This is a genomic window from Leisingera sp. CC-HEC096, assembly GCF_059429235.1.
This window is the reverse complement of sequence record NZ_JCAIJS010000001.1, coordinates 1,632,163-1,657,875: the sequence shown is the minus strand read 5'-3', so window position 1 is coordinate 1,657,875 and position 25,713 is coordinate 1,632,163. Positions and strand designations below refer to the sequence as shown.

Here is a 25,713-nt window from a genome sequence, read left to right as displayed (position 1 = left end):
AATTTGACAAGGCTGAGAGCCTATTGCCGTTGTACATCCGAACCCAGATCGCCTTGTTCGACCAGATCCCGGATCAATGCGACACTTTTCTCAGCCGCCGTCCGAGCAGATTCCGTATCGCCCTGCGCAAGATAGGTTTCAACAAACTCGTTCTGCATGACGGCGCGGCTGAGCAGCAACGCACTGTCTTCACCGACCGATCCGGAAAGCTGATCGAAAGCTTGCTGCGCCCGGTTTAGGATTTTTCGAACACTTTCTATTTGAAGCCCTTCCACATGGCGCAAACCCCTCGCAACGTCGACAACCAAGCCGTCCGCAGTGGCTTTGGCGGTTTCAAAGTTCGCCTGTGCAATATCCCGCTGGCGGCTCGCCTCGACGGCCTGCCACGTGGCAGCGGCAGTGGTCATTGCAAGAACCATAGCCGCACCTAGGAATACGCGCTGCCGCTTTTGATTCTGACGTGTGTATCCAAACCCGCGGACAAGCTCGGTAACAACATAGCCCGGCGGATCACCATCGGGATCATCGGTCGTCACGTTTAGGCGCAGCCAATGTCGTTCTTGAGCCAGGGTGGCAAGTTTCGCCTCTTGTGGTGCCGTCCCAACAGCATCATTGACGTCAACTATGATCGGGATTTTTCCGCTTTCCACAGCAGTTTGCACTTCGCGAAATACCCACTCTGATTTCATCGCGGCTGGGCGCCCGACAATTACGATTTTTCGGCTATTGCGAACTTGCCGTCTAGTTTCTCTTCTGAGGTCGACACCGGCGACATAATCGGTCTGATCAAGAAATACCCGAAATCCAGCTTCCTTGAGGAAAGCGGCCAATTGTCGTGGAAAATGTAGTCCATCGTCGTGGCTGTATGAGACAAAGAAGTCATATCCGAATACCCAGTCCACAGCGCGCTCCGACGGCCCAAGCGTAGTTGCATTTCAAGATTCATCATCCATTCGAAACCAACCTTACCAATTGTTCGTTCCGCCAGCTCTGCTATAATGGTGATGGCCATCAAAATGTCAGAAACTACGTGTCAGAAATATATAATCTGTCAAATTCCCCGGCACTCATCGCCCAACCATCCAATTCGTCTCTATCATTGAAAACAATCATGTCCCCGGCTTCATAATCGGTGAAGCCCGACGTGGTTTGTATTTTCCCGCTTTCTCTCGCCTTTCGGGCCCAAACTGCGTTGGTCTTTTCATAGACGCCCAGGCTTTGCATCGAGTATGTCCGCTCGAATACCTCTCGGTCAATTGTGTAGACATTTCCGTTATTGTTCACCAACCAGTCACCCGCCCGCGCAACCTGTACATCACCCCACTTCCGATAGGTGAAGCCGTCTGTATCAAGATCGATCTGGACCGCTGTCACCAAGGTCTTTTCGCGGCGACGGTACCGTCTGAGATCGTCCATCATTATTTCCTTCATCAACACGGCTAGGTCAGATCAAACGCTCCTGGAAGATGCGTGTCCAGTAACTTGCGGCGTGCATCTATTGCAGCAAGCTCTTTCAACATCGGCATGCTGTAAGGATCATCCATCGTGGTCAAAGCTGTCAACAGCTGGTCTGGAATCCCGGGCTTCAGCGCATCCACCGCGTCTAGTTTCAAGGGTAGGTCAAAACGCGAACCGTTGTGCAGAAGGTGAATCATGTTCTTCAGATCGCGTCGAGGGCCGACTTCTTCAGTAGCCTTTTAGAGGCAACCGTCTTGTTCTCTTCGCGAGGCATTCGCATTAACCACCTGTAGCCTCGGAAACAAGTTCTTCCACTTCTGCAATAATCTCTGCCAAATCACCCTGGTTCTCCGCGTGCTCAGGCATCACGTCGAAATAGGTTTGCAGATCCTTCAGGGTACTATCAAGTTTCCAATACTCAACCCCGTCTTGTTCCACCCGTTCGAGCCACTTACGCGCTTCTGCAATGTCGCCGCTGCGGAATGCCGCACCCAGCAGCGTGGGTGGGGTCCACACGTCACCAATGCCCAGTTCCAGCGCGCGTTCGCAAGCTGCAACAACCATATGGTCTATCGAACGAGCGCGCTCTCGGTCGTTTCCTTTATCACGGGCCGTCAATAGCAGCGCCATGTTACATGCGGGATAATACTCGTTCAGATCCAGCTGCATACCAGCCTTATAGGCGGCAATCGCGTTGTTGAGATGCTTGCGTTCGGCCGGTGAGGGGCGAGATTTGCCGGCCGCCACCCTTTCGCTCCGCGCCTCGCGCCAGAGCGTTTTCAACCGGCCACCCAAAAGACCATAGCGTTCGGACGAGCCTCCATGTTCTTTAATCAGTTCCTCAAGAGAAGCCGCCGCCAGCGCCGGATCGCCACGTTTGCCCAATGCCAGCAAGCGTTGTTCCTGCACGAAAGGCATGGCGCGAATGTCCTTGTCGAGAGCGTCGATAAAGTCCACCAGCGACGGCCAGTCGTCCAAGAGGTCGCGAATATGCACAATCATCTCAACCGCCGCCTGCGGCAGGCGCATCGTGGCGGATCCTTTGAGCTGTTTCATTCGCTCTGCCAGAACCTTTTTGCGTTCGTCCCCGTCATTTTTCAGCCGCAGCGCGCGCAATTCGGCCTGAAAAACACTCAGTTTCCGGGCTTGTTCCTTGAATACGTTGTCCGAACTGGTCCCGTCCTGCTTGCGCAGCATGTCGTGCCAAGGGGTAAAGCTGCTTTTGAATTTGTGGATCGAGTCCGCGACGATCCCCCGGACTGCTTCGGCCTGATCATCGGGCACCTCTCCGAAGCCGAGGCTGTAACGGATCGTCGTGAACTGGTCTATGTCAAACAGCTGTCGCGACCAGTCTGCGGCAAAGAGGATGCAGCCCTGTTTCTGTGCCACATGGCGCAGGCCCACCTCGTAATAAACATTGCCGTTGGGCAGGCTCATATCCGCCAGCACCAGATCGGAATACGCCAGCCGCTCGTGCATGTCTTTAATGATGACTGACCCAGTGTCGAAATCGGCCCGCACAGGCGTGAATCCGGCGTCCTCGATGGCGGGGCGATAGGCCTTATCCCAAAGATGGTCGAAGTTCACCTCTGAAGGTGCACCTTCCCTCGCTCCAGTCACCTTCTTGATGCCAAAGGGCATGGCAATGAAACAGACTGGGCGCAACTCATCTGTCATTGTCGGTCTCACTATCTTTTTTGCCGCGCTCATGTTCGAAAAAGATCTTCTGTTCCTCTGCAATAATTTCTTCTAGGCGGACCACCAGTGCTTTTTCTGCGATATTGTCATCCCCGCTATATGGTGGGGCTGCATTGGCAAAGAGGCGCTGTTCGCGCTTCATTCTTTCCGATGCGAGGCGATACTCCGGCCAGGTCTCGGCGAAGCGATAGATGCGTTGCGCCCCTTGCGCGATGGCCACCGCCGCGCCCAAAAATGATACGATGATATCCGGCACCTCTGGATCGCCACCGGATTTCAAAATTGGGATAGCCGCGACGAGAGCCCCCAACGAAATCACGAGCAGATCCAAGCTTTGCGCCTGTTTCTTTAGCTCTCTTGCGCGCTTGGAATACCAAGCGCGCTGTTCGTTGAATTCTGTCAGCGTCTCAGAAAAAGCCAGCCGCGCCGACTTCTGTGATGCTTCGGTCATTGCAAAAACTCTTTGAGAAACGACGCAAACTGGCTTCGCAGGTCCACTTGTTTACCTAGCTGCTCACCGATGCGTTTCATGTCCGGAGCGGCGGCAACGTTGTCCAACGCAAGACTAGAAGGGTCGATGCTGCCAAGTCCCATCGCCTGCAGTTGGGACGGGGACGTGTCAATATCGTATCTCGCATAAAGAAAGGCTCGATCTGTCTGTACGCTTGGAGCCGGGATCATGTCGCCGACCTCGCCATCAAGTTTCGGGCCCGCGACGCAGCGCCCAACGGTCCGGCAGGTGTGGTCGTTCTCATTGGCAAAGCCGCGCATCAGTTCCGCGGGGATCGACTTTGCAGTTTGCAGCAGCGACTCACCGTGTGAATGCGGATTCGGCATCAGCCGGTAGTTGTAGGAGGTGCCTACGGAGATAATCATCAGCTTATTTTCGCCAGTTTCCCAGCCGCAATTGTATTCCGGTGCGGTCGCCATTTTGTAGAGCATGAAAGCAGGATTATTGTACGGCGTGACGCCGCCGTCCTCAAAATAGAACTGCTTGTCCGGATCGTTGGGATCCCATTGCAAGCGCTCCGGCTCAAAGAAGGTGGGCGCGGCAGTTGATGCCCGGATCAATTGCCAAAGCGGGATCTTCAGGTTGCAATCGGCACGGTCGGCTTTGTTGTATTTGGCCTGCGGGTTGGTGCTGATCGGCCACGGGCTGTCAGTTTCCACATTCCGCGTGACAACCATCAGGTGTTTATCACAGCTCAGTTTTCCGCTTGCCTGCAACTGCCTGATGGAGTGGTCCGTGAATTCTTGCTTCAAACGCCGGGTAAGCTTCTTGTGGCTGTACTTCGACCGCAGCCGGGTAACTGCCCGTTCCAGAAGACCGCGCTTGTCAAAGATGTCCGGGCCTTCCTCAAGGTAGATCCGCTCGATCCTGTCGACATCCATTCCAAGCGCGAGCCCCGCAGCGATGATCGCACCGGTCGACGTGCCCGCGAAATAGTCGAAGAACTGGTTTAGACGCAGATCCGGTTCGCCGGTGATCTCGCGCAGCTGGGTTTCGATTTGACGAAGAGCGCCCAGTGAAATCACACCCAGGATGCCGCCTCCGTCACAAGCCAACATCCGTTTTTGATCTGTATTAAACATCTGAACCTCCTTTAAAAAACTTGCCGTCAATCAATGTTCCGGCTTTGCAGCATGCCCACAAGCCGAACGGCTTTGTCGACCTTCCCAAGAAATCCCCAACCTGTCAGCAGCGAAAGAACTGTGATTAGGGTACTGGAATGGGTTTCCAGGAATGTGACGATGTCGCCCTCAAGACCTACTGCTGGCAGTAAGGTTGTTAGAAGCAGGCCGATGATTCCGGTAACGGATTTCTTTCCGTTCAGCGCATGTCCAACCGTCTGACCGAGGGCTGCGTTGATGGGGGTCAAGGGCGGTTCTCCGTCCGGGCCTTTCGTGATTTTCGCAGCGTCCTGACCGGCGATCGAACCTGGGCTGATCACGCCTAAAAGAAGCCGCGCCAGGGCCTTGTTTCGTGATTTTCCTGCACTGTCTCCGGAATCTTCCTCCAGAGCCAGCTGAGCGATCTTGGCCAGAACCGCTCGCTTGTTTCCGCCTTTAGCGGCGCCTGCGATTTCCAATATGTCAGTGATGTCGACTTTTCTGTCAGAAACTTTCATTTCAATTTCCGGGCGCGCGCCCGACCCCTTGGGCAATGTGTTGATGATTTCACGAAGACCGGCGAGCCTGGCAAGGCTCTCAACAGTGGATGCCGGTTCCGCTGGCTGGCCGCGCAGATGCGTTTCAACCTCGTCGAGGAATGCCTCCGCCAAAACGGATGGATCGGTTTGCTTGACCGCTGCCATGGTCAGTCGGCCAATCAGCCCGTCCACCTCTAAAGGTTCGCCATCGACGGTCATATCTAGGCTGTTGAACGCTTTCTGGATGAGTTTCACGGCTTGCATCGGGCCGTATTGCGCGGCGGTATCGAAAACTGCCAAGGCCATCCGTTCAGGCATCTCTGCGCAACGGCAGGCTGCGTAGTAGCGCGTCCGGTAAATCTGCTTGACCTCCATCGGCGCGAGATCCAGTAGATCCTGCGCACTTACTTCCGATGCGCTGATCTTGCGCCATTCCGCAAGGTTTTCCAGGGTGATACCCATGCGGCTTTCAACAGCCCCACCTGCAGTTCGGCGTTCAGACTGTAATGTCAGTTGCATCACGGCATCGTAGAGCTTTTCGAAGCGCGCGCTGGCCGCCGGTGGAAGAGAAGTTGTTTTTGCCGCCGTCAGGCCGACAAGCGACGCGTTCACCCCGCTATCGAACCAATCTGCGACCGTGAAGCCAGGACAGGCTTTGGCCGAATACTCGTTGTGACCACTAATTTTCCTTATAGAAGGGAAATTCGCTTTTTGACTGGCGATGAAATCGCGCAGCGCTTTGTCCTGCTCCGTAGTGAAATGCTGTTCAAAACTGTCGTTTTCTGAGGAACCGTGGCCGCCCAGCAGGCACACTCCCACCGTGCCGGTGTTGTGCCCACGAACATGCGCGCCCGTTTGAGCAACGGGCCTGCCCTCTGCGACAGTGCCGTCACGGTCAATTAGGAAGTGATATCCAATATCCCGCCAGCCGCGACCATCTGGCTTTGGATCGGTATGCCAACGCTTGATCTCCGCGACCTTCGCTGACGTTTTCTGACCTTTCATCCAATCCGGCCGGGTCGCGCTGCAGTGTATAATGATTTCTGAGATTTCTCGCATTTGAACCCTCCTGAGGCAAAGCCATTTCTGCGCAACCTTATGAGGAATTCTGTAGCGCAATTTTGAAATGAGTAGGATTCTCTTTTCTTTGGCTGGACTATCGTATAAGTAAAGTAGGCGATGTGCCAAGTCACGTGAAGGTTATGAGCCGTTAATTTCTTGGAATGTGCAGGTTTCACCAGCCAGGAAAACGAGTGGTTTCATGTCTGATCTCTTCTGGATTAGGGGCGCCTAAATGGCGCGCTTTGAGCCCATTTTCTCGGCGATGTTGCACAAAGTTGCTTGAAGGTTGATTGCGCCCTTTTCCACCTGAAGTCAGACGGCAGTTTCGATCTCGGCGGTCTGGCGGCCGAGGTCTCGTGACATGATCTTGTCCCCGAAGAGTTTCAGGCTGTTCATTCGTGCCTCGACCGGGCTTCGGGCACGGTACCCCGCCCATCTCTTCCACAGCACCAGGCTCAAATGCCGGTTTGTCCGTAGGATCTAGTTTCGCGTGACGGCAGCGGGGCAGTCCTCTTTCCAGGCTCGACCATTGCGGCGGATCGGGATTGCCACCTCGGCGCCTCAGTCGGTGACACGCATTCCCGGCTCTGCCCTGCGGCCGATCCGCGCTTCACCTATCGGGGCGAAGATGTTGTGCAGACGCTCGAACGGGTCTGCGGGCAGATCGGCTAATGTCGGCAGGGTCCGAAACCGCCGTCGCCTCCAGGATCATTCCGCCGTCGGCATCGACAACACAGATGCTGGTCAATTCGAGTGAGACATCAAGTCCCGCGAACAGTACTTTGGTCATGGTCGTTCTCCCGGTCATGGACTTACCGGCAAGAAGAATACCGGCGATCCCGGGGACAGAGCCCCGATTACGCCATCTGAACGCACACTGGTTCATGAGCCTTGCAGATGCCCGCGAAAAACTGGAGGATTGGCGTCGGCACTACGATGAGGACAGACCACACAGCGCAATCGGATACAACGTCCCGATTGCCATGCATTATCCCGATGGCGTCACCAGCCCGTCATCGTGACAGAGCCGGAAAAATCTAGCTTCTGGCGGTCCAAGGTTGGGGCTCAGAGCAGTTGGAGATCAGGCTAACCTCAAAGCGAGGGCATTTCAGGGGAGCACGTCAATCAGAAAGCCTACCAGGGAGATTTGGGCGGTTTCGGTTCGTCGGCATTTGACTTCAGCCACCAAGGGAAAGGAGGGCTATAGCCCTCACTACAAATCTGACCGGTAACGCCTACTGACTCGTTTTCAAGCGAATTGGAGATTCTGACATCCTTTTTTCCGTCAACGAATGGTAGGAGCGAACAAGCGAGCTGAAATATGATTGCGCTCTTCGGTTCACCATGTTCTCGGATCTGATGCAAGCGTAACTGATATCGCTCCAGTTCAAAAATTCGCGCGTTGCCTCGCGTATCCCACGTTGTAAGTTTCTTTCCGTCGCGAGAGAAAGCAATGTTAGCGAAAGAGGCACCATGCGCCTCAAACTGCGCAACTTCCTGCCCCAACTCGGCGTCCCAGAGCCGCACAGTCCCGTCCACGCCCGCTGTCGCGAGCCACACCCCGTCGTGAGAAAATGCAACGCTGCGAACCCAGCCGTGGTGCCCCTCTAACTGGCCCAGCAATTGAGCGCCCTCAACGTTCCACACCTGTACGGTACCATCCGAACCCCCTGTTGCGAGCCTAGAGTCATCATGCGAAAACGAAATACTAATAACACTAGGCCGATGCCCCATAAGCGGGACGCATTTCAACCTAGTTCTCAGGTTCCAGAGGCACACCGTTCCATCTGCGCCACCGGTGGCTAACAATGTTCCATCGTGAGAGAAAGCGATACTATTGACAGCGTTTTGGTGGTTCTCGAGCAGTGCCATTTCTTTACTTGTCTCAGTATCCCAGAGGCGCACGTCCCCATTGTCCGCACTAATCGCTAGGCGTGCTCCCTTTTTGGAGAATGCGATGCTGCGAATCTTGCTTCCATGCTCAACTAAAACAGCATAGGCCTTTTCAGCCTTAACGTCCCAAAGCCGCGCTGAACCGTCCGTTCCGCCTGTCGCAAGAAGCGCCCCGTCGTGCGAGAATGCGATGCTCGTAACTGCTTCTTGATGACCCTCAAACCTAGTGAGCTCCTTTTGAGAAACGACATCCCACAAGTGCACCCCGCCATCACTCTTACCAATCGCAAGCTGCGTCAAGTCGTGTGAAAATGCGAGGCTTCTCTTAAAACCCCACTCCCTTCTTACTCTCAAGACCTTGCGCCCCATATCAGCTTTCCAAATCCGCGCGGAACCATCCAAACTCCCAGTAACAACTGTCCCTCCATCCGGTGAAAATGCGATGCTCGTGATCGGTCCGCTGTGCCCCAAGAATTTGGCAAGACGGTGCCGACTTATCCCGTCCCAGAGCTGCACGGCGCCGTCCCAGCCGCCAGTCACTAAGCGGGTCCCGTCTGGTTCGAAAGCGACACTCAACTTTCCGATCCCATGGCCATCGAAGATGGCACGTTCTCGCCCGGTGTCAGTGTTCCAAAGGAGTGCTGTTCCGCCGTCATCCGCCGTTACCAGCCAAGCGCCATTGGACGAAAATGCGATGCTGGTTATTATGCCCCTATGCCCGTCAAGCTCCGCGAGTTCTTGTCCAGTCGCCGTCTCCCATAGCCGCGCAGTATTGTCCCAGCCACCAGTCGCGAGCTGTGCCCCGTCAGGTGAGAAGGCCAAACTTACAACCCCACCAGGATGCTCCCTCATCCAATTGATCCGTCCACTCTCTACCGTGTCCCACAATATCACCGTTCCGTCGTCGTCTCCTGTCGCGAGGTGCAACCCGTTTTGAGAGAATACAATACTCGTAATTTGGTCAGTGTGCCCATCAAGCTGCGCGAGCTCGTTCCCGGTTTTCGCGTCCAGCAGCAGCAATTTTCCTTTCCAACCACTGGTCGCGAGCCGCAGCCCATCTGATGAAAAGGCGACGCTCCGCTCTCCTCCTTGATACCCATCATGCCGAGCGATCGTATTCCCTGTTTCCGCGTCCCACAGAAGAAGTACGTCGTCATCCACAGTTGCTATTCGTTTCCCGTCCGGCGAATACGCAATCCTTGTTACTGAACTCTGATGTCCTATGAATTGAGCGACTTCCTGTCCCGTCTTTGGATCTACGGTCAGAATGGAGCCGCCTCCAGTTCCTGTGGCGAACTTTGTCCCGTCAGGTGCAAACGCAATGCTTTGAATTTCGCTCCCATCGCCTTTGACCCTAGCCAGTTCCCATGATGCCACCAGAGCTCCTGAAAGCGCTTCCAGTGACTGAGGAAGCTGCGCACTCCCGGTGCCCGCTTCGCTCGGCCACGCTGCAAGGGCAAGTTTTATTGCTTCGGCAGGTCGGCCGCCGGACAGGGCTGCGTCGGACAACGCCGCAAGTGCGCCCATTTCGTTTCTCTTAGCAAACCAGGCTTCGCGCCGCGTGGATTGCGTCTGACCAATTGCAACCAGACCAAGAGCGGTTGTCACCAATGCCACGAGAATAGTCGCAAAAATTGTCCGCTTCTGTCGACGCGAGTACACCGACCTACTTTGAGCGATATAGTTCAATTGAACACCTGTGGGTGGCGGCGAAGTTGCGGGATGTAGATCACGCCAACGTTCGGCCCCAGCTATTGCTTCTTCGGAAAACATGAGAAGCCGTTGAACCTGGCCTGCCTTGTCCCACGCTGTCGCGAGGTCATTTATTCTCGTCTTTTCTCGCTCCCACTCTAAGTCGATGGAGAGAGTTTCGACGATACTGGGAAGCGAGGCTGCACGCTCTTCGTCTGTCCGACATAGTATGAAGTTTAGGCGGCTTAGTCGACCTGGGATTAAAAAAACTTCTGTATCTTGAACTACAACCGGGAGGATGTTTTTCCCGAGGCGCTCAGCGTGGTCAATCTCCCAAGCACAAATTTCTGACGCAACAGAAGCAGGGCTTACCAGGAAGATGATCTGTTCAGCTGACGCGATCAGAGATCCAAGCCTCTCACGCCATGGCTCACCAGGCAATACGTCATGCAGATCCAAAAACGCTTCGAGGCCTGCTTCGGCGAGTTTGTCGCGAAGCCACTCGGCCTCGGCGAGGTTCTGACGTGAGTACGAAAGAAATACCCTCGCGCGATCGTCGCCATCTTTCATCTTGCTGTCCTATCAAAAAAATCAAAGATAACTGCACGGGTGAGAGTTTTTGTACGGCCTCTATTAATGGGCATTATAACGCATGAAGGTCCTTTCGGGAGAAATTCAGCGCGAGTTAGACCTGGTACAGCCGACTAGGTGTTTGATCCCACGGTTTGATGGTGCGATCCACTCGTCTGAATGGAAGGCAGCACTATGGGACATAGTTCGTCACGGCAGCGCCACGACCACGCACGCCATCCGAGCTGCAATACAGCGATCGCAAGCTTCGACCGCGGCGTTGAAGGGGCGATAGGGTTCGCCGTGTTTGACCACGGCGTGTACGGTGCGCGCCATCTTGGCCGCGATAGCGGTATAGGCCTTGCGGCGCAGATGGGCATTGTGCCGGTCCTTGGAGATGTAACGCTCGAACTTGTCGCGGAAGCTGTTGGTCTTCTTCAACGCAGCCGTCTGACCCGCCATCCAGAGCGTGCGCCGGAGCCGGGCATTGCCATACTTGGAGATCTTGCTTTGTCCGCGGAACATTCCGGACTGCACGGTTGCGAGATCCCTCCCGGCGGATTGCTGCGCAATCGCCTTCCGGGCAATGCATGCCGCAGAACTTCAGGAACTGGCGGTGATGCCGGAAACGGCGCAGATCACCTGCTTCAGTCAGGATGGTCATTGTGTGGATCGGGCCGATACCGGGGATGGTCGTCAGCAGCTGATAGTCAGGCAGATCGGATAGGAGCTCGACGGATCGGGCCTCAATCTCATCGCGCTGCCGGATCAGGCTGCGGCCTTCGGCGAGAACGAGGCGGAACATACGCACGGCGTCGGATTCCGGGCGGGCAGGAAGCCCGACTGAACCCGCAGCAGTCGTGTAAATGTCTGAAAGCAGGCGTTCTTTGGAAACCTTGCGGCCAACGACTTGCCAGGCATCGGCGATGAAAGCCTGCCGGCTCATGGCCGAGATCATGTGTGGCGACGGGTACTTCTCGAGAAACGCCAGGAACCAATCCGTCCGGGAGTTTCTGTGAAACCGCTCGGCTTCGGGAAAATACAGAGGCAGGTAATGGGTCAGGATGCGGTGCCAGAGTTCGGTCTTCGACCGCGAAACGATCTCATGGGTCTTTGACAGTTCCTGAATGTCAGCGGTTCCAGTGGCCAGCGGATCATGGAAGAACTGCACGGCTCCGATCTCCAGCATGTGAAGGATGACCTGGGCGTCCTTCGGGTCGTTCTTGTCCCAGCTGTTGTGCAGGGCCTCCCGCGTCCGGACCAAGCCCACGGAGGACACGAGCTTCAGCTCGAACCCCGCCTGGCCGAGATGATGTGCCAATGCCGATGATAGTTGCCGGTTGCTTCGAACCCGATCCCAACCATCCGTGGACCAATGGTCAAGTCGAGCGGATGAACCGGACAATCAAGGACGCCACCGTCAAACGCTTCCACTACGACAGCCACGATCAGCTTCGCACCCATCTTGCCGATTTCATGGCCGCCTATAACTTCGCCCGAAGGCTCAAGACTCTCAGCGGACTCACGCCCTACGAGTACATCTGCAAAGTCTGGACTTCAGAACCAGACAGATTCTTTGTGGACCCGATCCACCAGATCCCGGGACTGAACACCTAATCAAAAACGGGGGCGTTTTCGGGGATCACATCAATAGAAGCCCCGTGCCCTACGGCCCCGCTTCATCATTGCCACCTACAATTCAATACATCAATACTTTACAGCTTCCACCGTACTGGCCAGATTTTCCACGTAAAGGCAGCCATCCCCCGCATCAAAGCGTTGTTTTGGCCGCACACCCTGCCCAGACCCGGCTATACACAAAGAGATACCCCTCTCCGAGAACCTGCCATGCGATCGCCGTCCGAAAGCGAAAACCCCGACCCTGAAACCGCGCTTTACGATGCGTTCGCTAGCCACGCGACCGACCCAGATTCTCGGCTTGTACGACGTGTAAAAGCGGATCTTGAGGCCTTTCACCTGCGCCCTGGCGTGCAGGACAGATATTACGCGGTGACTGGCGACACCTTTGACCCTATCCGCATCTGCGTCGACGGTATGGACTTTGCCTTCCCGAAGTCTGATCCGGATGAAGAAGCGCCAATTGATGCACTGGTTCAAAGCTACCTTGCCCGATCCAGAAGCCTGCTCGTGTTTTCGGGAACCGAAACCAAGGACCACCCTTGGGTGAACCGTGAAATCGACTGGTTTTTTACGCTGCGCCCCAAAGGCGAGGTTCATTTTGCTCTCACCCACGCGCCGGACCCGACGGAGCATGCACGCTTTCTGCCTCCTGCTCTCATGGGGCGTCCGATGGGGTTGTTTTCAGATCTGCGCGGCTACTACCGGCGCAAGTTTGCAACCTTCGGCCTGCGCACCTCAGAACGCCTGAAAGCCCTTCTGGCATCCGTTCCCAAATGGGTCAGCGTTCGTAGCTATGAAGAAGAATTGGCGCGTCTTGCGGTCCGGCTACTGTCCAATAGAGGCGCCCACGCCTTTGCGGTCGAAGACCTCGAAAAGAGCTTTGAAGCTGCGCTCCGCAAATCAAGGCGACGCAGGCGGGCGGCATGGACGGTCGTTGGCGTGGCGTTTCTGGCCCTGATCGCCGGGCTTGGAAACACGGCTCTGACCCTGACAGAGGAACAGCGGCTCAGAACCAACCGCATCTGGACCAGCCGCGCGGACCTGTTGCGCAGTGATCTGAACGCTTCCCTCATGGACAGTCTTGCCTTGTCGGTGAATGCCATGGCGAACGGGGATCGCGCGGAAGCGCCCAGAGGGCTGGTTGAAACCATGCAGCGGCTTGTGCCCTCAGAGGTCATTTACCGCCGCATCGGCGACGACACTGGCAACGGGCCTGGCGCCCGGCGCGCGCATATCGAAACGCTGACGGAACTCGTGCCTGGAAAAGAGGCGCTGATCGGTGGCATAGATGGCCACCTGGTGCTTCTCGATCTTCAATCAGGTCAGGAATTGGCCGAACTCTACCTTGATCACACCCGTATCCTGGACATCGCCGTGCTGCCCGGCGCGCGTGATTTTGCCGTGGCCACACAGAGCGGCATGTTTTTTGTCCGGCTGCAAGGCGAAGGGCAAGTTCGAACGTTCGAAAAGATCGCCCATTCGGGCTATGACAAGCGTGTTTTCAGCGTGGCCTACGATCCGGTCTGGAACCGCATCGTTCGGGGCGACATTGATGGGAGAGTGATGGCTTTTCCCTTGCCCACGAGGGGGGCTGAATGGGGCGGAACCCTCCTTTATCAGTTCTACGACCCTGACTTTGCCGATCCCGGCGAGACATCAACTATTCCTGGCAGCGTGTCTGACTTTGGTCTGCGGGTGCTTCCAGACGGGACTGTCCGCGGCTTTTTCACAAGCTACAACCATTTTGCTGGCGCGATTGATTTAACCGAAACGGGCGCAACAGAGGTCTGGCCACAGTACTTTGACAGCAATTCAGCGCTGTCAGCTATCGACGTCACTGCCGATGTTGCCCTTGCAATTGTCACGGATCTGGACGGACGCATTCTGGTTCTCGACGGCGAAACAGGTGCGCAAATTGGGGAAACTTACTCCTACCAAACCAGTCCTGCGTCTCTGGCACAGGATCTGTCAGGCGCATACATCGTTGCGCGGCCTGAAACAGCCGGCAACGTTGCACTCGAATTACATCCCTCCGGGCAGTTCTTCGGCATCAGTAGCCATGACCATACCACCAAGTTTTTTGCGACACGGGGCCCAAGCACAGGTGGCATGGCCGCGGCGGTGCATGACAGGATGGCGCGGGACGTGGTTTTTTCTGCGGATGGCATCACCGGCTATACATTGAGCGATGATGGAGTTTTGCAGCGCATCCGCCCAATGGACATCTATGAGACGCTGCGCATTCGAGCGGTACGCGCTGGCCACCCGGTTGCTGGAACCGAAAGCGTCGTCTTCAAGCCCGACACTGGCGGACCGTGGTTCTGGTCTCCTGGGCGCGGGTTCCACTCGGCTCCCGGCGCGCCAGACCCTTCGGGCAACTGGGACATCCTGACAACGGATGAGACGATACTGGTCTACTTCGATGCCGATACGCGTCTCTTTGCAGTTTCCGAAACAGAGGTGACACCCCTTTGTGGCGGCCAGACCATTGAACAGATACTCAAACTCACCCCCGATGAGGACGTTCGCGCCGCCTATTCCCTGGGACCGGACGGTGGAATCGTATTCCCGGCAATCCATATAAACAACGGCACCAAACGTCTTTTCGCCTTTGATCCTTCGGGTTGCGCCGGTGTCCTGCTGAATGCCGCACCCTTGCCAGAGGACGCGAAAGTCGCGGTTTCAGCAGGCGTCGTTGCTGTGCAAACCGCGCCCAACGCGCAACAGTTCTGGGTCGCAGAAGACGGTGGGTTCCGGTCTGACCAGTTCTCTCTGCCCGATACGGTCATTGAAAGCATCGCCTTCGGGTCCGAAGGCGCATCCAGCCTAAGCGTCTTACGCGCACCGTCCGACGACACCCGGCAATTGTGCTTGTGTTCTGAATCTTCAGGTGGCACGCATGAATGCGACGACGCAAGCCCACAAACCTGCGCACCCCTGCAGCTGCCCGAGACCTGGCCTTACGCCACCGCTGTCGCCGCATCACCTACGGGGGCGCATTTCATTGTGCATGGTCGCGACGGCGCTGTCGGCATCCTCGTTCCACCGCGCTGGCCTTGGCAGTCACACCATGTGGTCGAAGTGTCGCCCGCAAAAGTACGCAGCCGTGCGGCCCCCTTCGCGTTTGATGCGCATGAGACAAGGCTTGCAGTGCCCGGCGACGACACGGGCATTCGCATCATTGACTTGACTGACCTTTCAACCCTGTCAGTTCTGCCAACCCCAGGTCGCCCGAAGGTATTGGAGTTCCTCGGCGATCAGGTGTTGAGCACAGAGGGGTCAAGAGAAAACAGGATCGTCAGACTGCAGCCTTGGCGGGCAGAAGACCTGATCCGTCGGGCCTGCTCCTATTGGCATGCGGGCGTCACGACACAGACGCCTCCCGGCGTCCCCGCGATCCAACCCAGATCAGCCTTCTGCCCGGACTAAGCCATATCATTGCAGATCATTGCCCCAGATCGCATGCTCAATGGCCGTGCCGAAAGAAACGAACGGCTCCAGGTCCAGCTTCTCCTCCTCTGCAAAGGCGGTATCGAAAGTTGATGCTGTCTCAGTCCGGTCATCCTAAAGCTGCACGCTCAGCGCCGCCTCAGCATTGATCAGGCGTACCGCGGTGACGAAAAAGGGATCTAGTTCCATTCCTTTCAAAGTGAATTTCGGAATGTACACGACTTTGGGATTAAATTCCACAAACCTATCCCCAGCCACTTGCCGTGCTCTGGAGAGGAACTGGGTCGGATCGCCAGCCACAACGATGTCAGAAGGTCTGAATTGCCACTGGTGAGGAACGACCCTGTCGAATCATAGCGATGGGCAAATTCGGGAAAGCTGCGCCTGGATCCCGGCAAATCAATCGCAATCACCCCCATGTGGCGCACAATGGCAGTTGATACCTCTTGCCTGCACCAGGATGATGAGCCGTTGTTGCTCGTCTCAAGTGCCCAAAATGCAAGACTTGTTTGCAAGTTTCCGGGCGGGTCGAGGGCGCTTGGGCTGCTGGTGTACGGACCATTTATACGGCATTCAAAGGGTGGATTTAGGGGTGGGCTGGGAATTCAGCTTGCGAGGTAAGCTCATGAAATTCCTGGGCAATTTATTGTGAAATGGTGCCCCCACACGGACTCGAACCGCGGACCTACTGATTACAAATCAGTTGCTCTACCAGCTGAGCTATAGGGGCGCCGAGCTGTGAAACCGCGCTTAGCATCCTTCGCAGGTCCCTCGCAAGAGGTCTTTTCAGCAAATGCACAAGCTTGCAGAATTGCAGACCGCCGCGCGCATTGCTGGCGCTGCGGGAGACTGCCGCGGGGTTTGCTGCCAATGCCTTGCCGGGAAGGCCGGTACGCGGCCGCTCAGCCAAAACCGGCCAGATCCGGCCGGCGGGTCAGGCTTACCGCAGGGGGCGGCCGTTGCGGCCGAAGGAAAAGCTCTCGGTGCTGAGGTCATCATAGGTCACTTCAACCGCGACCTGCTGGATCGAGCCGAGCGGGTAGCTGCGGTAGGGCATGCCGTCTTCTTCCTTGATCATGTTGGGAAAGCCCTCGTCCAGGTGGCACTTTGGCAGCGGCCAGACTTCCAGCGGGCTGCCGTTCACCCCCAGTTTCACCTGCGCCAGGCCGCAGCGCCAGGACCACAGGTGGGTGACATAGAGCAGATCCTGGCCGTTGAATTCGCGCACATGTATCCAGTTGGCCAGGGTCGCGGCCAGGATCGGCTTCACCTCGGTTGCGGTGGTGAAGCGGCCGGTGGCCTCCTGCGGCTCCGCCGCCAGCGCGCTGCCAGCCGGAGCAGGCGCGGCGACCGCCGCAGCCTCCTGCGTGCCGTCCCCCGAGCCCGGCTGCGCCGCGGCCGCGATTATCGCCAGGATCACATCAATCATGTTCTCTCTCCACTTGGGACGCCCTTTCGAGTCACAGGGCCGCCCGAAATTCCCGGCGGCCTGTTGCACGGCATCCTGCCGGCTAGTAGCTACCATAGCAGGCAGGTCTGCCTGCGGCCTTAACAGGCAGTCCTAACCGCCCGGCAGAGACGAAAAAACGGGGAAAACAATGGCAAATGCCCCCTTCAACGTGATGATCATCGGCCAGGCGGGCCGGCTGCAGTATGAGGCGGTCCTGTTTGCCGCCTCGCTGCGCCATTGTTCGCCCGGGTTTGCCGGGCGGCTCGTCGTGGCGGTGCCGCAGCAGGGGCCCTTGTGGGACAAGGATCCCAGCATCCGCAACCGGGAGGTGCTGCAGGTGCTCGCGGATCTGGGCGCGGAGATTGTGCCGTTCGAGAGCAAGGTGTTCGGCGCCGCATACCCCTATGGCAACAAGATCGAGGCGCTGCAGGTACTGCCCGAAGGGGAGCCCTTTGTGTTCTTCGACACCGACACCCTAATTACAGGCGAGCTGGCAGAGGTGCCCTTTGACTTCTCCCGCCCCTCAGCGTCGCTGCGGGTGGAGGGGACCTGGCCCAAGCCGACCCTCTACGGGCCGGGATATGCCGGCATCTGGCAGTCGCTTTATGCCCGCTTCGGCCTCGATTTTCAGTCCAGCCTCGACCTCGGCCAACCGGACGGGTTCTGGAAGCGCTACCTCTATTTCAATGCGGGCTTTTTCTACGGCGCCTGCCCGCGGGCCTTTGGCAAGCGTTTCCTGGTCTATGCGCAATCGGTCAGGAATGATCCGCCGCCGGAGCTGACGGGCCAGTCATTGGATCCGTGGCTGGATCAGATCGTGCTGCCGCTGGTGATCCACTCCTTCGGCGGCGGCCGCGATGCGCTGCCAGCCGGCTATCTGGACGGGGAGACCAGCTGCCACTACCGGCTGTTTCCGCTGCTCTATGCGCGCGAGAGCGACCGGGTGGTGGAGCTGCTGCACGAAATCGCTGCCCCGAACCGGATCAAGAAGGTTCTGAAAACCTATGAGCCGATCAAGCGCATGGTCTACCAGGGTCGCGGGGAAAAGGTGCGGGCGCTGTTTGACCGCGAAAACCTGCCGCGGCGCGAGCAGGCGATCCGTAACCGGATCAAAAAAGAAGGCTTCTGGATGCGCTGAGGGCGGCCGCAGGCGTGCCTGCCCCGCTACCGCAGCGCCCGCTCGATGCTGCGGGCAAATTGCAGCAGCCGCGCATCCGATCCTTTTGGCCCGGTGATATGCAGCCCCACGGGCATCGCGTCCGCAGAGGTGCCGAAGGGGATCGAGACTGAGGGCAGCTCCATCGGCGGTGTCAGCGTCACCGTGCGCCAGTCCTCGGGCAGTTCGCTGTCTCGCAGATTGGCCGAGAACGGCATCCCCGTCGCCGTGGGCCACAAGGCGAAGTCATAGCGGTCAAAGAAAGCGGCAACATCCGCCCAGACCCGGGCGCGGGTGTTCTGATAGGCCACCAGCTCCGCCAGGCTGCGCCCCTCTGCCTGGGCGCAGGCGGTGCGGAAGCTTTCGCCCGCCAGCGCCATGTCCGGCTGCAGCGCGGCGCGGATCTGCAGCGCGCACTGGCCGCGGGTGATATCGCCATGCGCCAGCAGCGGCTCCAGCGCCGGGGCGTCTTCTGCCACCTGCCAGCCCAGCTCCCGGCACAGGGTTTCGACCGGTGCAATCGCCGCCTGCACCGAGGGCTCCACACTGGCCCCGAAGGGCGACAGCGACAGGGCAATCCGGCCAGCGCGCCGGGCAGGGGGCTCTTCCAAGTCCGCCAGCCGCGGCAGGCCGTGCCAGAAGCCCAGCGGCTGGCTGGCGGCGTTGCCCTGCATCACCTCCAGCATCAGCACCAGATCGCGCACCGTCCGCGCCATCGGCCCCGGCACCGACAGCCCGTCAAAGGGCGCGGGGTTCGGCGCATAGGGGATCAGGCCGGAGCTCGGGCGCATCCCCGCCACACCGCACCAGGCCGCAGGCGTGCGGGTGCTGCCGCCCAGGTCCGAGCCATCGGCCAGCGCCACCATGTTTGCCGCCAGCGCCGCCGCCGCGCCGCCGGAACTGCCGGCCACAGTCTTTTCCGGGTTCAGCGGGTTGCGGGTGGTGCCGCTCACCAGGTTGCTGGTCTGGCCGGAAAGGGTGAATTCCGGCGTGTTGCTCTTGCCGGTGATCACCGCTCCCGCTGCCCGCAGCCGCGCCACATGCAGCGCATCATACTCCGGCACATGGGTTTCAAAGCTCCGCGACCCCCAGGTCGTCCGCAAGCCCTTGGTCTCAAAACAGTCCTTGACCGCCAGCGGCAGCCCGTGCAACGGCCCGGCAAAACGTCCGTCGGCGGCCATCGCATCCAACTCCGCCGCCCGCGCCTCTGCCGAGTTCCAGTCCAGGGTGACAAAGGCATTGACCGTGCCCTCCCGCGCTTCGGTCTGCGCCTTATGCGCCGCCAGCACCTCACGGGCGCTCAGCTCGCGGGCGCGCAGCTTGGCCGCCATCTGTTCGGCGCTCAGCGCAGTGATTCCGGTCATGCGGCAGGTCTCCCGGGCCTTAGCGTGATGGTTTGCCGGGACACTAGGGAGACGTGCCCGCAGGCTCCGTCCTGAAACCGGCCTCAAAACCGTCTGCCAGCGACCTTGCCCGCCTCAGCGGCGCAGCCAGCGGTACACCGCGTCCTTGCCGCGCCTGCAGGCCTCCTGCAGGCTGGCCCCTCGCGCCAGATGGCAAGCGATGGCCGTGGCCAGGCTGCACCCGGTGCCGCGTTTTGAAACCGGCAAGCGCGGCGCGGCAAAAGGAACGGGCGCGTGATCCGCGGTGAACAGCAAATCAATGCTCTCAGCCCCACTGCCATGGCCGCCCTTGACCAGCACCGCCTGCACGCCCTGCGACAGCAGCGCCGCGGATTGGGTCTCAACTGTGCTGCCGGTGCCGGACAGCACTTCCAGCTCCGCCAGATTAGGCGTGACCAGCGCCGCCCGCCGCAGCAGCGCGCCAAACCCGTCCGCCTCCATCAGCGTGCCGCCGGAACTTGCCTTCAGCACCGGGTCCAGCACGATGGGCAGGCCCGCGGGCAAAGCGGCCTCTACCGCTTCCGCCACCGCAGCCGAGCCAAGCATGCCGATCTTCACCGCACCGGGCCGCGGCGGTGTTGCCAAGGCGGCGCGCGCCTGGTCCGCAACACCTTGGACAGCGCAGGGATGAACGGCCAGAACCGCCTCGTTGGTCTGCACGGTCACGGCTGTCACTACCGGCCGGACTGAAACGCCCAGCTCGGCGGCCATAGCCGTATCGCGGGTAAGCCCCGCGCCGCCGCTGCTGTCGGTGCCGCCAATGGCCAGGATCATTGTCACGCACCATCTCCCGCCGCCAGCAGCGCAAGATCGTTGAAACCGGCCTGCCGCAGATCCTGCGCCGCGCCCCAGGCCCGGAGCCCGGTGCGGCAGCACAGCACGATACGCCCCTCGCGCGGCAGGCCCGCCGCCAGCAGATCGGCACGGGCCATCCGGCGTGCCTGCGGTGCAGGCAGGCGCGGGGCCTCGGCGGCATCGCGCAGCTCGATCACCGTATCTTGCGGGGTGATATGAGGTGCCGCGATAAAGGGCAGGGTGTCCTCCGGCTCCTCGGCGCCGTCAAAGCGGAATGTGCTGACCTGCAGGTCCTGCAGGCGGAAAATAAACAGCTGTCCCCGCGGGGACGGCTGGTGATTGAGCAGCGCCTTCAAGGCAAGCTGCGCCTGCAATGCGCCGATCATGCCCACGGCCGGCCCCATCACGCCTGCGGTTGCGCAGGTCGCGGCCTGTGCGGGCAGATCCGGAAACACCGCGCGCAAGGACGGCCCGCCGCCGCAGAACCCGCCGGCATAGCCCGACTGCCCCAGCGCGGAGGCGGAGATCAGCGTCTTGCCCTGCCGCAGGCATTCATCCGAGAGGGTATAGGACACCGCAAAACTGTCCGCTGCATCCACCACCAGATCAGCCCCGGCTACCATTTCCGAGGCATTGGCGGCGTCCAGCGGTTCCACAAGGGCCGTCACCTCCAGCTCCGGATTGGCCGCCAGCAGATGCAGCCGGGCCGCCTCAGCCTTGGGGCGGCCGAGGTCCGGCATGGAATAAAGCACCTGCCGGTGCAGGTTGCTCTCCTCCACCACGTCGCCATCCATCACGGTGATCCGGCCCACGCCGGCCCCGCCCAGATATTGCAGCACCGGGCAGCCCAATCCCCCGGCGCCGACCACCAGCACATGGGCGCGGGCGAGCAGGTCCTGACCCGCCGCACCGACCTCCGGCAGGATCATCTGGCGCGCATAGCGGCTCATGCCGGCTCCTTGACGCGGCAGGCTTCCACCCATTCGCGGGTGCGCGCCTCGGGGTCATCCGCCAGCTGGATATCGGTCACCACCGCGGCGCTGTCGGCCCCCGCGGCAAAGACCCCAGGCAGCCGCTCCGGCGTCAGCCCGCCAATCGCGACCAGAGGCGTCTTGCCCGCCATCTGCTTCCAGCGCGCGACCCGCTCCAGCCCCTGCGGCCACCATTTCATCTTCTTCAGCCGCGTCGGATAGACCGGCCCCAGCGCCACATAAGCCGGATCAAGGGACAACGCCCGCTCCAGCTCTGCTTCATCATGGGTCGATAGTCCAAAGCGCACCCCCTTGCGGCGCAGCGCGGCGAAATCCGCGGTGTCCATGTCCTCCTGGCCCAGATGCACGAAATTGCAGTTCAGCTCCAAGGCCGCTTGCCAGTAGTCATTCACCACCAGCTGCGCGCCATGCACCGCGCAGAAATCCCGCGCGCGGGCAATTTGGCGGCGCACTTCGGCATCCGGCTCATCCTTGATGCGCAGCTGCACCAGCCTGGCCCCATGCGGCACCAGCAGCTCCAGCCTGCCGACATGGCCCACGATCAGATAGAAACGGTCCATCATGCAAACTCCGCCAGTCCCAGAACCGGGGTGGAGGGCACCGCCATGTCGCGCCGTTCCATCGGGCCGGCCTCATACCCCGTACGCCCGGCCTCAACCGCCAGCGCCATCGCGCGCGCCATGCCTGCCGGATCGCCGGCCTTGGCCACGGCGGTGTTCAGCAGCACCGCATCCATGCCCAGCTCCATCGCCTGTGCCGCGTCCGAGGGCCGCCCGATGCCGGCATCCACGATCAGCGGCACGTCGGGAAAATGCGCCCGCATCGCCCGCAAGCCATCCGGGTTGCGCAGCCCCTGGCCTGAGCCGATCGGCGCGCCCCAGGGCATCAGGACTTCGCAGCCTGCGTCCAGCAGCTTCTCTCCCACCACCAGATCGTCGGTGGTATAGGGAAAGACTTGGAACCCCTCGCTGCTCAGCACCCGCGCCGCCTCCACCAATCCGAACACATCCGGCTGCAGCGTGTCGGAATGTCCGATCACCTCCAGCTTGATCCAGGGCGTTCCGAACAGTTCCCGCGCCATACGGGCGGTGGTCACCGCCTCCTGCACCGAATGGCAGCCGGCCGTGTTGGGCAGGATGCGGCAGCCAGTCTCCCTCAGCCCCTCCCAGAACCCGGCGCCGGAGCCGTCGGCGGTCTCGCGGCGCAAGGAGACAGTAATGATCTCCGTGCCACTGGATGCCACCGCCTCAGCCAGCACCGCAGGCGAGGGATATTGCGCAGTGCCCAGCAGCAGCCGCGAGGCGATCTCTGTTCCGTAAACTTTCATCTCAGCCTCCCTGCATCGGGGCCAGAACCTCCAGCCGGTCGCCTTCGGCCAGAAGCACCCCCTCCCGCTTGCCGCGGGCAATGAATGTGCCGTTCAGCGCGGTGGCAACGGCTGAGCAGGCAAAGCCCAGCTCATCCAGGACCGTCTGAAGGTCGGTTGCGGACACGTCACGCGGTTCGGCGTTCACGATGATCTTCATCTGATATCTCCGGTATCAAGCGGTCAGCGGCTTGCCGTGCCATTGCGGGGGCAAGCAGGAAGCCGTGCCGGTACAGGCCATTGAGGTAAAGCGTCCCGTCCTGTGCGGTCAGCCGCGGCAGGTTGTCCGGGAAGGCCGGGCGCAGCCCCGCGCCGGTCTCCACAACGCTGGCCTCCGCAAAGGCCGGGTGCAGGGCAAAGGCGGCACTCAGCAGCTCGCTGAGCGAGCGCAGGGTGATGGCGCGGTCCGAGCTGCTCTCGATCATGGTGCCGCCGATCATGAAATACCCGTCCCCGCGGGGAACGAGATACAGCGGCATCCGCGGGTGCAAAAGGCGCAGGGTGCGGCTGATCTCCACCTCCGGGCAGTGCAGGATGGCCATCTCGCCGCGCACCGGGCGCAGGCCGGGCAGCGGTGCCGCCATGCCGGTGCAGTCCAGCGAGACGCGGGCCGGAGCAGGGGAGCCATAGCGGATCTTCACCCCCATTTCCTGCACCTTTGCAGTCAGGTCCCGCAGCGCCTGCCGCGGGTCCAGATGGGCCTCCTGCTCAAAGAACAGCCCTTGCGCAAACCGCCCCGCCAGTGCCGGCTCCAGCTCGCCAATCTCCGCCCCGTCCACGCCCCGGTGGCCGCGGGTGCGGCGGGCAAAGCGGGTAAGCTCCGCCCGGTCGCGGGCAGGCGCCACCACCAGCGTGCCGCGCCTGTGGACGGGCGTGACCTTGGCCCACCAATCGAAGGCGCGGCTGCCGAGGGTGATCACCTCCTCCTCGGCGCTTTCACGTTCGCACCAGGGCGCCAGCATGCCGCCCGCAAAGCGCGCGACGCTGCCGGCCCCGGGCGCCTCGCCCCGCTCGTATACGGTGACCGCCGCCCCGCGCTGCGCCAGTTCATAGGCGCAGGCGAGACCGGCAAGGCCCGCGCCTGCGATGGTGATCATTCCGCCGGTTCCGCTGCTTCAGCGGCAGGCACGTACAGCTCACCGCCCTCGCGGAACTTGGCGGCCATCGCCTCCATGCCCTCTTTCTGCGCTTCCGAGCGGATGTCGTGACTGATCCGCATGGAGCAGAATTTCGGCCCGCACATGGAGCAGAAATGGGCGACCTTATGGGCCTGTTTCGGCAGTGTCTGGTCGTGGAACTCGCGCGCGGTGTCCGGGTCCAGCGACAGGTTGAACTGGTCCTCCCAGCGGAATTCGAACCGCGCGCGGCTCAGCGCATCGTCGCGGCGCTGGGCGCCCGGCAGGCCCTTGGCCAGATCGGCGGCATGGGCGGCGATCTTATAGGTGATCACCCCGGTCTTCACGTCGTCACGGTCGGGCAGGCCCAGGTGCTCCTTGGGTGTCACGTAGCACAGCATGGCGCAGCCGAACCAGCCGATCATGGCGGCTCCGATGCCGCTGGTGATATGGTCATAGCCCGGCGCGATGTCGGTGGTCAGCGGCCCAAGCGTATAGAACGGCGCCTCGTGGCAGCACTCCAGCTGCTTGTCCATGTTCTCCTTGATCTTGTGCATGGCGACATGGCCCGGCCCTTCGATCATCACTTGGCAGTCCTTGGCCCAGGCAATCTTGGTCAGTTCACCGAGGGTTTCCAGCTCAGCAAACTGCGCCTCGTCATTGGCGTCCGCGATGGAGCCGGGGCGCAAGCCGTCGCCCAAGCTGAAGCTCACGTCATACTGGCGGCAGATGTCGCAGATCTCCTCGAAATGCTCATAGAGGAAGCTCTCCTTGTGGTGATGCAGGCACCACTTGGCCATGATCGAGCCGCCGCGCGAGACGATCCCCGTCACCCGGTTCACCGTCATCGGCACCATGTGCAGCCGTACGCCCGCGTGGATGGTGAAGTAGTCGACGCCTTGCTCCGCCTGCTCGATCAGCGTGTCGCGGAACACTTCCCAAGTCAGGTCCTCGGCGATGCCATTGACCTTCTCCAGCGCCTGGTAGATCGGCACGGTGCCGATGGGAACGGGGGAGTTTCGCACGATCCATTCGCGGGTGTTGTGAATGTTGCGCCCCGTCGACAGGTCCATCACCGTGTCGGCGCCCCAGCGGATCGCCCAGACCAGCTTGTCGACCTCTTCCTCCATTGAGGAGGTGACGGCAGAGGTGCCCATGTTGGCGTTGATCTTCACCTTGAAATTGCGGCCGATGATCATCGGCTCGATTTCCGGGTGGTTGATGTTGGCGGGGATGATGGCGCGGCCCGCGGCGATTTCCTGGCGCACGAATTCCGGCGTCACGTAGTCGGGGATTTTGGCGCCGAAATCATTGCCGTCGCGTTTGGCGTGACAAGGCGACAGCTCGCGCAGCTGATTTTCGCGGATCGCCACAAACTCCATCTCCGGGGTGATGATGCCAGCGCGCGCATAGGCCAGCTGGGTCGGCGCCTTGCCGTCCTTGCCGCGCAGGGGGGCGGGTTTCACCGGGAACTCAGGCGTCAGCCGGTCGCCCTCGACAAAGCCGTTGTCCTCCGGCTTCACATCGCGGCCCTGGTAGCTTTCGACGTCGCCGCGTGCCTCAATCCACTGGCGGCGCAGCGCTGGCAGGCCTTCGCGGATGTCGGTCAGCACATCCGGGTCGGTGTAGGGCCCGGAGCTGTCATAGACCGGCAGCGGCGCCTCGCCCGCGGTGGGGTGGGTGGAGATTTCGCGCATCGGCACGCGGATGTCCTGATGGACCTCGCCGCTGACGTAGATCTTGCGCGACGCGGGCAATGCGCCCGTCGTAATCTTGGGGTTGGGGACGTTCATTTTGGTGCTCCTCGAAGCCTAAACTCAGA

Annotated in this window: 20 protein-coding genes, 1 tRNA gene and 4 pseudogenes; 4 read left to right on the top strand and 21 right to left on the bottom strand. The window is 60.1% G+C overall.

The window, feature by feature from the left end; all coding sequences use genetic code 11:
• Positions 1-20: 20 nt before the first annotated feature.
• The 9 genes and pseudogenes from AC5STI_RS08095 to AC5STI_RS08055 all read right to left on the bottom strand — a co-directional run bounded on the left by AC5STI_RS08095 (position 21) and on the right by AC5STI_RS08055 (position 7,158).
• A complete protein-coding gene (locus AC5STI_RS08095) occupies positions 21-902 on the bottom strand; it encodes a toll/interleukin-1 receptor domain-containing protein (RefSeq protein ID WP_495446302.1) in 882 nt (293 codons plus the stop codon).
• Positions 903-1,026: 124 nt separating this feature from the next.
• On the bottom strand, positions 1,027-1,416 hold the full coding sequence (locus AC5STI_RS08090; protein WP_495446301.1) for a hypothetical protein: 390 nt from the start codon (positions 1,414-1,416) through the stop codon (positions 1,027-1,029).
• Positions 1,417-1,439: 23 nt separating this feature from the next.
• Positions 1,440-1,655, bottom strand: coding sequence for a hypothetical protein (locus tag AC5STI_RS08085; RefSeq protein WP_495446300.1), 216 nt, complete (start codon positions 1,653-1,655; stop codon positions 1,440-1,442).
• An 82-nt stretch (positions 1,656-1,737) separates the two neighbouring features.
• Positions 1,738-3,135 carry a TRAFs-binding domain-containing protein gene (locus AC5STI_RS08080; RefSeq protein ID WP_495446299.1) on the bottom strand — a complete coding sequence of 466 codons (1,398 nt, stop codon included), beginning with the start codon at positions 3,133-3,135 and terminating at the stop codon, positions 1,738-1,740.
• A complete protein-coding gene (locus tag AC5STI_RS08075) occupies positions 3,125-3,607 on the bottom strand; it encodes a DUF4231 domain-containing protein (protein ID WP_495446298.1) in 483 nt (160 codons plus the stop codon). The genes AC5STI_RS08080 and AC5STI_RS08075 overlap by 11 nt, the downstream gene beginning before the upstream one ends.
• Positions 3,604-4,749: a patatin-like phospholipase family protein gene (locus AC5STI_RS08070; protein WP_495446297.1), complete on the bottom strand. Its 1,146-nt coding sequence runs from the start codon at positions 4,747-4,749 to the stop codon at positions 3,604-3,606. Before AC5STI_RS08070 ends, AC5STI_RS08075 begins: the two co-directional genes overlap by 4 nt.
• A gap of 26 nt (positions 4,750-4,775) precedes the next feature.
• On the bottom strand, positions 4,776-6,365 hold the full coding sequence (locus AC5STI_RS08065) for an N-acetylmuramoyl-L-alanine amidase (RefSeq protein WP_495446296.1): 1,590 nt from the start codon (positions 6,363-6,365) through the stop codon (positions 4,776-4,778).
• A 315-nt stretch (positions 6,366-6,680) separates the two neighbouring features.
• A pseudogene (locus AC5STI_RS08060) lies at positions 6,681-6,929 on the bottom strand (IS5/IS1182 family transposase); the annotation flags it as partial.
• A gap of 49 nt (positions 6,930-6,978) precedes the next feature.
• Complete coding sequence (locus AC5STI_RS08055; protein WP_495447785.1) at positions 6,979-7,158, bottom strand: hypothetical protein; 180 nt, start codon at positions 7,156-7,158, stop codon at positions 6,979-6,981.
• Positions 7,159-7,234: 76 nt separating this feature from the next.
• Here AC5STI_RS08055 and AC5STI_RS08050 point away from each other — a divergent pair.
• A pseudogene (locus tag AC5STI_RS08050) lies at positions 7,235-7,390 on the top strand (integrase core domain-containing protein); the annotation flags it as partial.
• A gap of 112 nt (positions 7,391-7,502) precedes the next feature.
• Here the strand turns inward: AC5STI_RS08050 and AC5STI_RS08045 are convergent.
• Complete coding sequence (locus AC5STI_RS08045; RefSeq protein ID WP_495446295.1) at positions 7,503-10,523, bottom strand: toll/interleukin-1 receptor domain-containing protein; 3,021 nt, start codon at positions 10,521-10,523, stop codon at positions 7,503-7,505.
• A gap of 282 nt (positions 10,524-10,805) precedes the next feature.
• Positions 10,806-11,891: pseudogene (locus tag AC5STI_RS08040) on the bottom strand (IS110 family RNA-guided transposase); the annotation flags it as partial.
• Between AC5STI_RS08040 and AC5STI_RS08035 the strand changes: the two are divergent.
• Both AC5STI_RS08035 and AC5STI_RS08030 read left to right on the top strand, forming a co-directional pair.
• Positions 11,880-12,140, top strand: a pseudogene (locus AC5STI_RS08035) (integrase core domain-containing protein); the annotation flags it as partial. The pseudogenes AC5STI_RS08040 and AC5STI_RS08035 sit on opposite strands and share 12 nt — an antisense overlap.
• A 231-nt stretch (positions 12,141-12,371) precedes the next feature.
• Entirely contained in the window at positions 12,372-15,593 is a 3,222-nt protein-coding gene (locus tag AC5STI_RS08030; RefSeq protein WP_495446294.1) for a WD40 repeat domain-containing protein, read from the top strand.
• Positions 15,594-16,268: 675 nt separating this feature from the next.
• Here the strand turns inward: AC5STI_RS08030 and AC5STI_RS08025 are convergent.
• Both AC5STI_RS08025 and AC5STI_RS08020 read right to left on the bottom strand, forming a co-directional pair.
• Positions 16,269-16,344: transfer RNA gene (locus tag AC5STI_RS08025), tRNA-Thr, on the bottom strand.
• A gap of 210 nt (positions 16,345-16,554) precedes the next feature.
• Positions 16,555-17,043, bottom strand: a complete 489-nt coding sequence (locus tag AC5STI_RS08020) for a hypothetical protein (RefSeq protein WP_495446293.1) — start codon at positions 17,041-17,043, stop codon at positions 16,555-16,557.
• A gap of 169 nt (positions 17,044-17,212) precedes the next feature.
• Here AC5STI_RS08020 and AC5STI_RS08015 point away from each other — a divergent pair, with 169 nt between their 5' ends.
• On the top strand, positions 17,213-18,202 hold the full coding sequence (locus AC5STI_RS08015) for a GT-B fold glycosyltransferase domain-containing protein (RefSeq protein ID WP_495446292.1): 990 nt from the start codon (positions 17,213-17,215) through the stop codon (positions 18,200-18,202).
• 26 nt (positions 18,203-18,228) lie between these two features.
• On the opposite strand, the gene AC5STI_RS08010 is transcribed toward AC5STI_RS08015, so the two are convergent.
• The 8 genes from AC5STI_RS08010 to thiC all read right to left on the bottom strand — a co-directional run bounded on the left by AC5STI_RS08010 (position 18,229) and on the right by thiC (position 25,684).
• Entirely contained in the window at positions 18,229-19,584 is a 1,356-nt protein-coding gene (locus AC5STI_RS08010) for an amidase (protein ID WP_495446291.1), read from the bottom strand.
• Positions 19,585-19,698: 114 nt separating this feature from the next.
• Positions 19,699-20,397: a bifunctional hydroxymethylpyrimidine kinase/phosphomethylpyrimidine kinase gene (gene thiD, locus AC5STI_RS08005; RefSeq protein WP_495447741.1), complete on the bottom strand. Its 699-nt coding sequence runs from the start codon at positions 20,395-20,397 to the stop codon at positions 19,699-19,701.
• A gap of 2 nt (positions 20,398-20,399) precedes the next feature.
• Positions 20,400-21,368: a ThiF family adenylyltransferase gene (locus AC5STI_RS08000; protein WP_495446290.1), complete on the bottom strand. Its 969-nt coding sequence runs from the start codon at positions 21,366-21,368 to the stop codon at positions 20,400-20,402.
• Complete coding sequence (locus tag AC5STI_RS07995) at positions 21,365-21,970, bottom strand: thiamine phosphate synthase (protein WP_495446289.1); 606 nt, start codon at positions 21,968-21,970, stop codon at positions 21,365-21,367. Before AC5STI_RS07995 ends, AC5STI_RS08000 begins: the two co-directional genes overlap by 4 nt.
• A complete protein-coding gene (locus AC5STI_RS07990) occupies positions 21,970-22,737 on the bottom strand; it encodes a thiazole synthase (RefSeq protein ID WP_495446288.1) in 768 nt (255 codons plus the stop codon). Before AC5STI_RS07990 ends, AC5STI_RS07995 begins: the two co-directional genes overlap by 1 nt.
• A 1-nt stretch (position 22,738) precedes the next feature.
• The gene (thiS, locus tag AC5STI_RS07985) at positions 22,739-22,936 is read right to left on the bottom strand and encodes a sulfur carrier protein ThiS (RefSeq protein WP_475046565.1); all 198 of its coding nucleotides are present in this window, start codon (positions 22,934-22,936) and stop codon (positions 22,739-22,741) included.
• On the bottom strand, positions 22,905-23,873 hold the full coding sequence (locus tag AC5STI_RS07980; RefSeq protein ID WP_495446287.1) for an FAD-dependent oxidoreductase: 969 nt from the start codon (positions 23,871-23,873) through the stop codon (positions 22,905-22,907). The genes thiS and AC5STI_RS07980 overlap by 32 nt, the downstream gene beginning before the upstream one ends.
• Complete coding sequence (gene thiC / locus AC5STI_RS07975) at positions 23,870-25,684, bottom strand: phosphomethylpyrimidine synthase ThiC (protein WP_495446286.1); 1,815 nt, start codon at positions 25,682-25,684, stop codon at positions 23,870-23,872. Before thiC ends, AC5STI_RS07980 begins: the two co-directional genes overlap by 4 nt.
• Between the last annotated feature and the right edge of the window lie 29 nt (positions 25,685-25,713).

Bases quoted from the DNA above. Each gene is read 5' to 3' on its own strand.
- AC5STI_RS08090 (WP_495446301.1), bottom strand. From the start codon at position 1,416: ATGGACGATCTCAGACGGTACCGTCGCCGCGAAAAGACCTTGGTGACA.
- AC5STI_RS08070 (WP_495446297.1), bottom strand. From the start codon at position 4,749: ATGTTTAATACAGATCAAAAACGGATGTTGGCTTGTGACGGAGGCGGC.
- AC5STI_RS08000 (WP_495446290.1), bottom strand. From the start codon at position 21,368: ATGAGCCGCTATGCGCGCCAGATGATCCTGCCGGAGGTCGGTGCGGCG.
- thiC (WP_495446286.1), bottom strand. From the start codon at position 25,684: ATGAACGTCCCCAACCCCAAGATTACGACGGGCGCATTGCCCGCGTCG.
- AC5STI_RS08080 (WP_495446299.1), bottom strand. From the start codon at position 3,135: ATGACAGATGAGTTGCGCCCAGTCTGTTTCATTGCCATGCCCTTTGGC.
- AC5STI_RS08055 (WP_495447785.1), bottom strand. From the start codon at position 7,158: ATGACCAAAGTACTGTTCGCGGGACTTGATGTCTCACTCGAATTGACC.
- AC5STI_RS08065 (WP_495446296.1), bottom strand. From the start codon at position 6,365: ATGCGAGAAATCTCAGAAATCATTATACACTGCAGCGCGACCCGGCCG.
- AC5STI_RS08085 (WP_495446300.1), bottom strand. From the start codon at position 1,655: ATGATTCACCTTCTGCACAACGGTTCGCGTTTTGACCTACCCTTGAAA.
- AC5STI_RS08075 (WP_495446298.1), bottom strand. From the start codon at position 3,607: ATGACCGAAGCATCACAGAAGTCGGCGCGGCTGGCTTTTTCTGAGACG.
- thiS (WP_475046565.1), bottom strand. From the start codon at position 22,936: ATGAAGATCATCGTGAACGCCGAACCGCGTGACGTGTCCGCAACCGAC.
- AC5STI_RS07980 (WP_495446287.1), bottom strand. From the start codon at position 23,873: ATGATCACCATCGCAGGCGCGGGCCTTGCCGGTCTCGCCTGCGCCTAT.
- AC5STI_RS08030 (WP_495446294.1), top strand. From the start codon at position 12,372: ATGCGATCGCCGTCCGAAAGCGAAAACCCCGACCCTGAAACCGCGCTT.
- thiD (WP_495447741.1), bottom strand. From the start codon at position 20,397: ATGATCCTGGCCATTGGCGGCACCGACAGCAGCGGCGGCGCGGGGCTT.
- AC5STI_RS07990 (WP_495446288.1), bottom strand. From the start codon at position 22,737: ATGAAAGTTTACGGAACAGAGATCGCCTCGCGGCTGCTGCTGGGCACT.
- AC5STI_RS08045 (WP_495446295.1), bottom strand. From the start codon at position 10,523: ATGAAAGATGGCGACGATCGCGCGAGGGTATTTCTTTCGTACTCACGT.
- AC5STI_RS08015 (WP_495446292.1), top strand. From the start codon at position 17,213: ATGGCAAATGCCCCCTTCAACGTGATGATCATCGGCCAGGCGGGCCGG.
- AC5STI_RS08020 (WP_495446293.1), bottom strand. From the start codon at position 17,043: ATGATTGATGTGATCCTGGCGATAATCGCGGCCGCGGCGCAGCCGGGC.
- AC5STI_RS08010 (WP_495446291.1), bottom strand. From the start codon at position 19,584: ATGACCGGAATCACTGCGCTGAGCGCCGAACAGATGGCGGCCAAGCTG.
- AC5STI_RS07995 (WP_495446289.1), bottom strand. From the start codon at position 21,970: ATGGACCGTTTCTATCTGATCGTGGGCCATGTCGGCAGGCTGGAGCTG.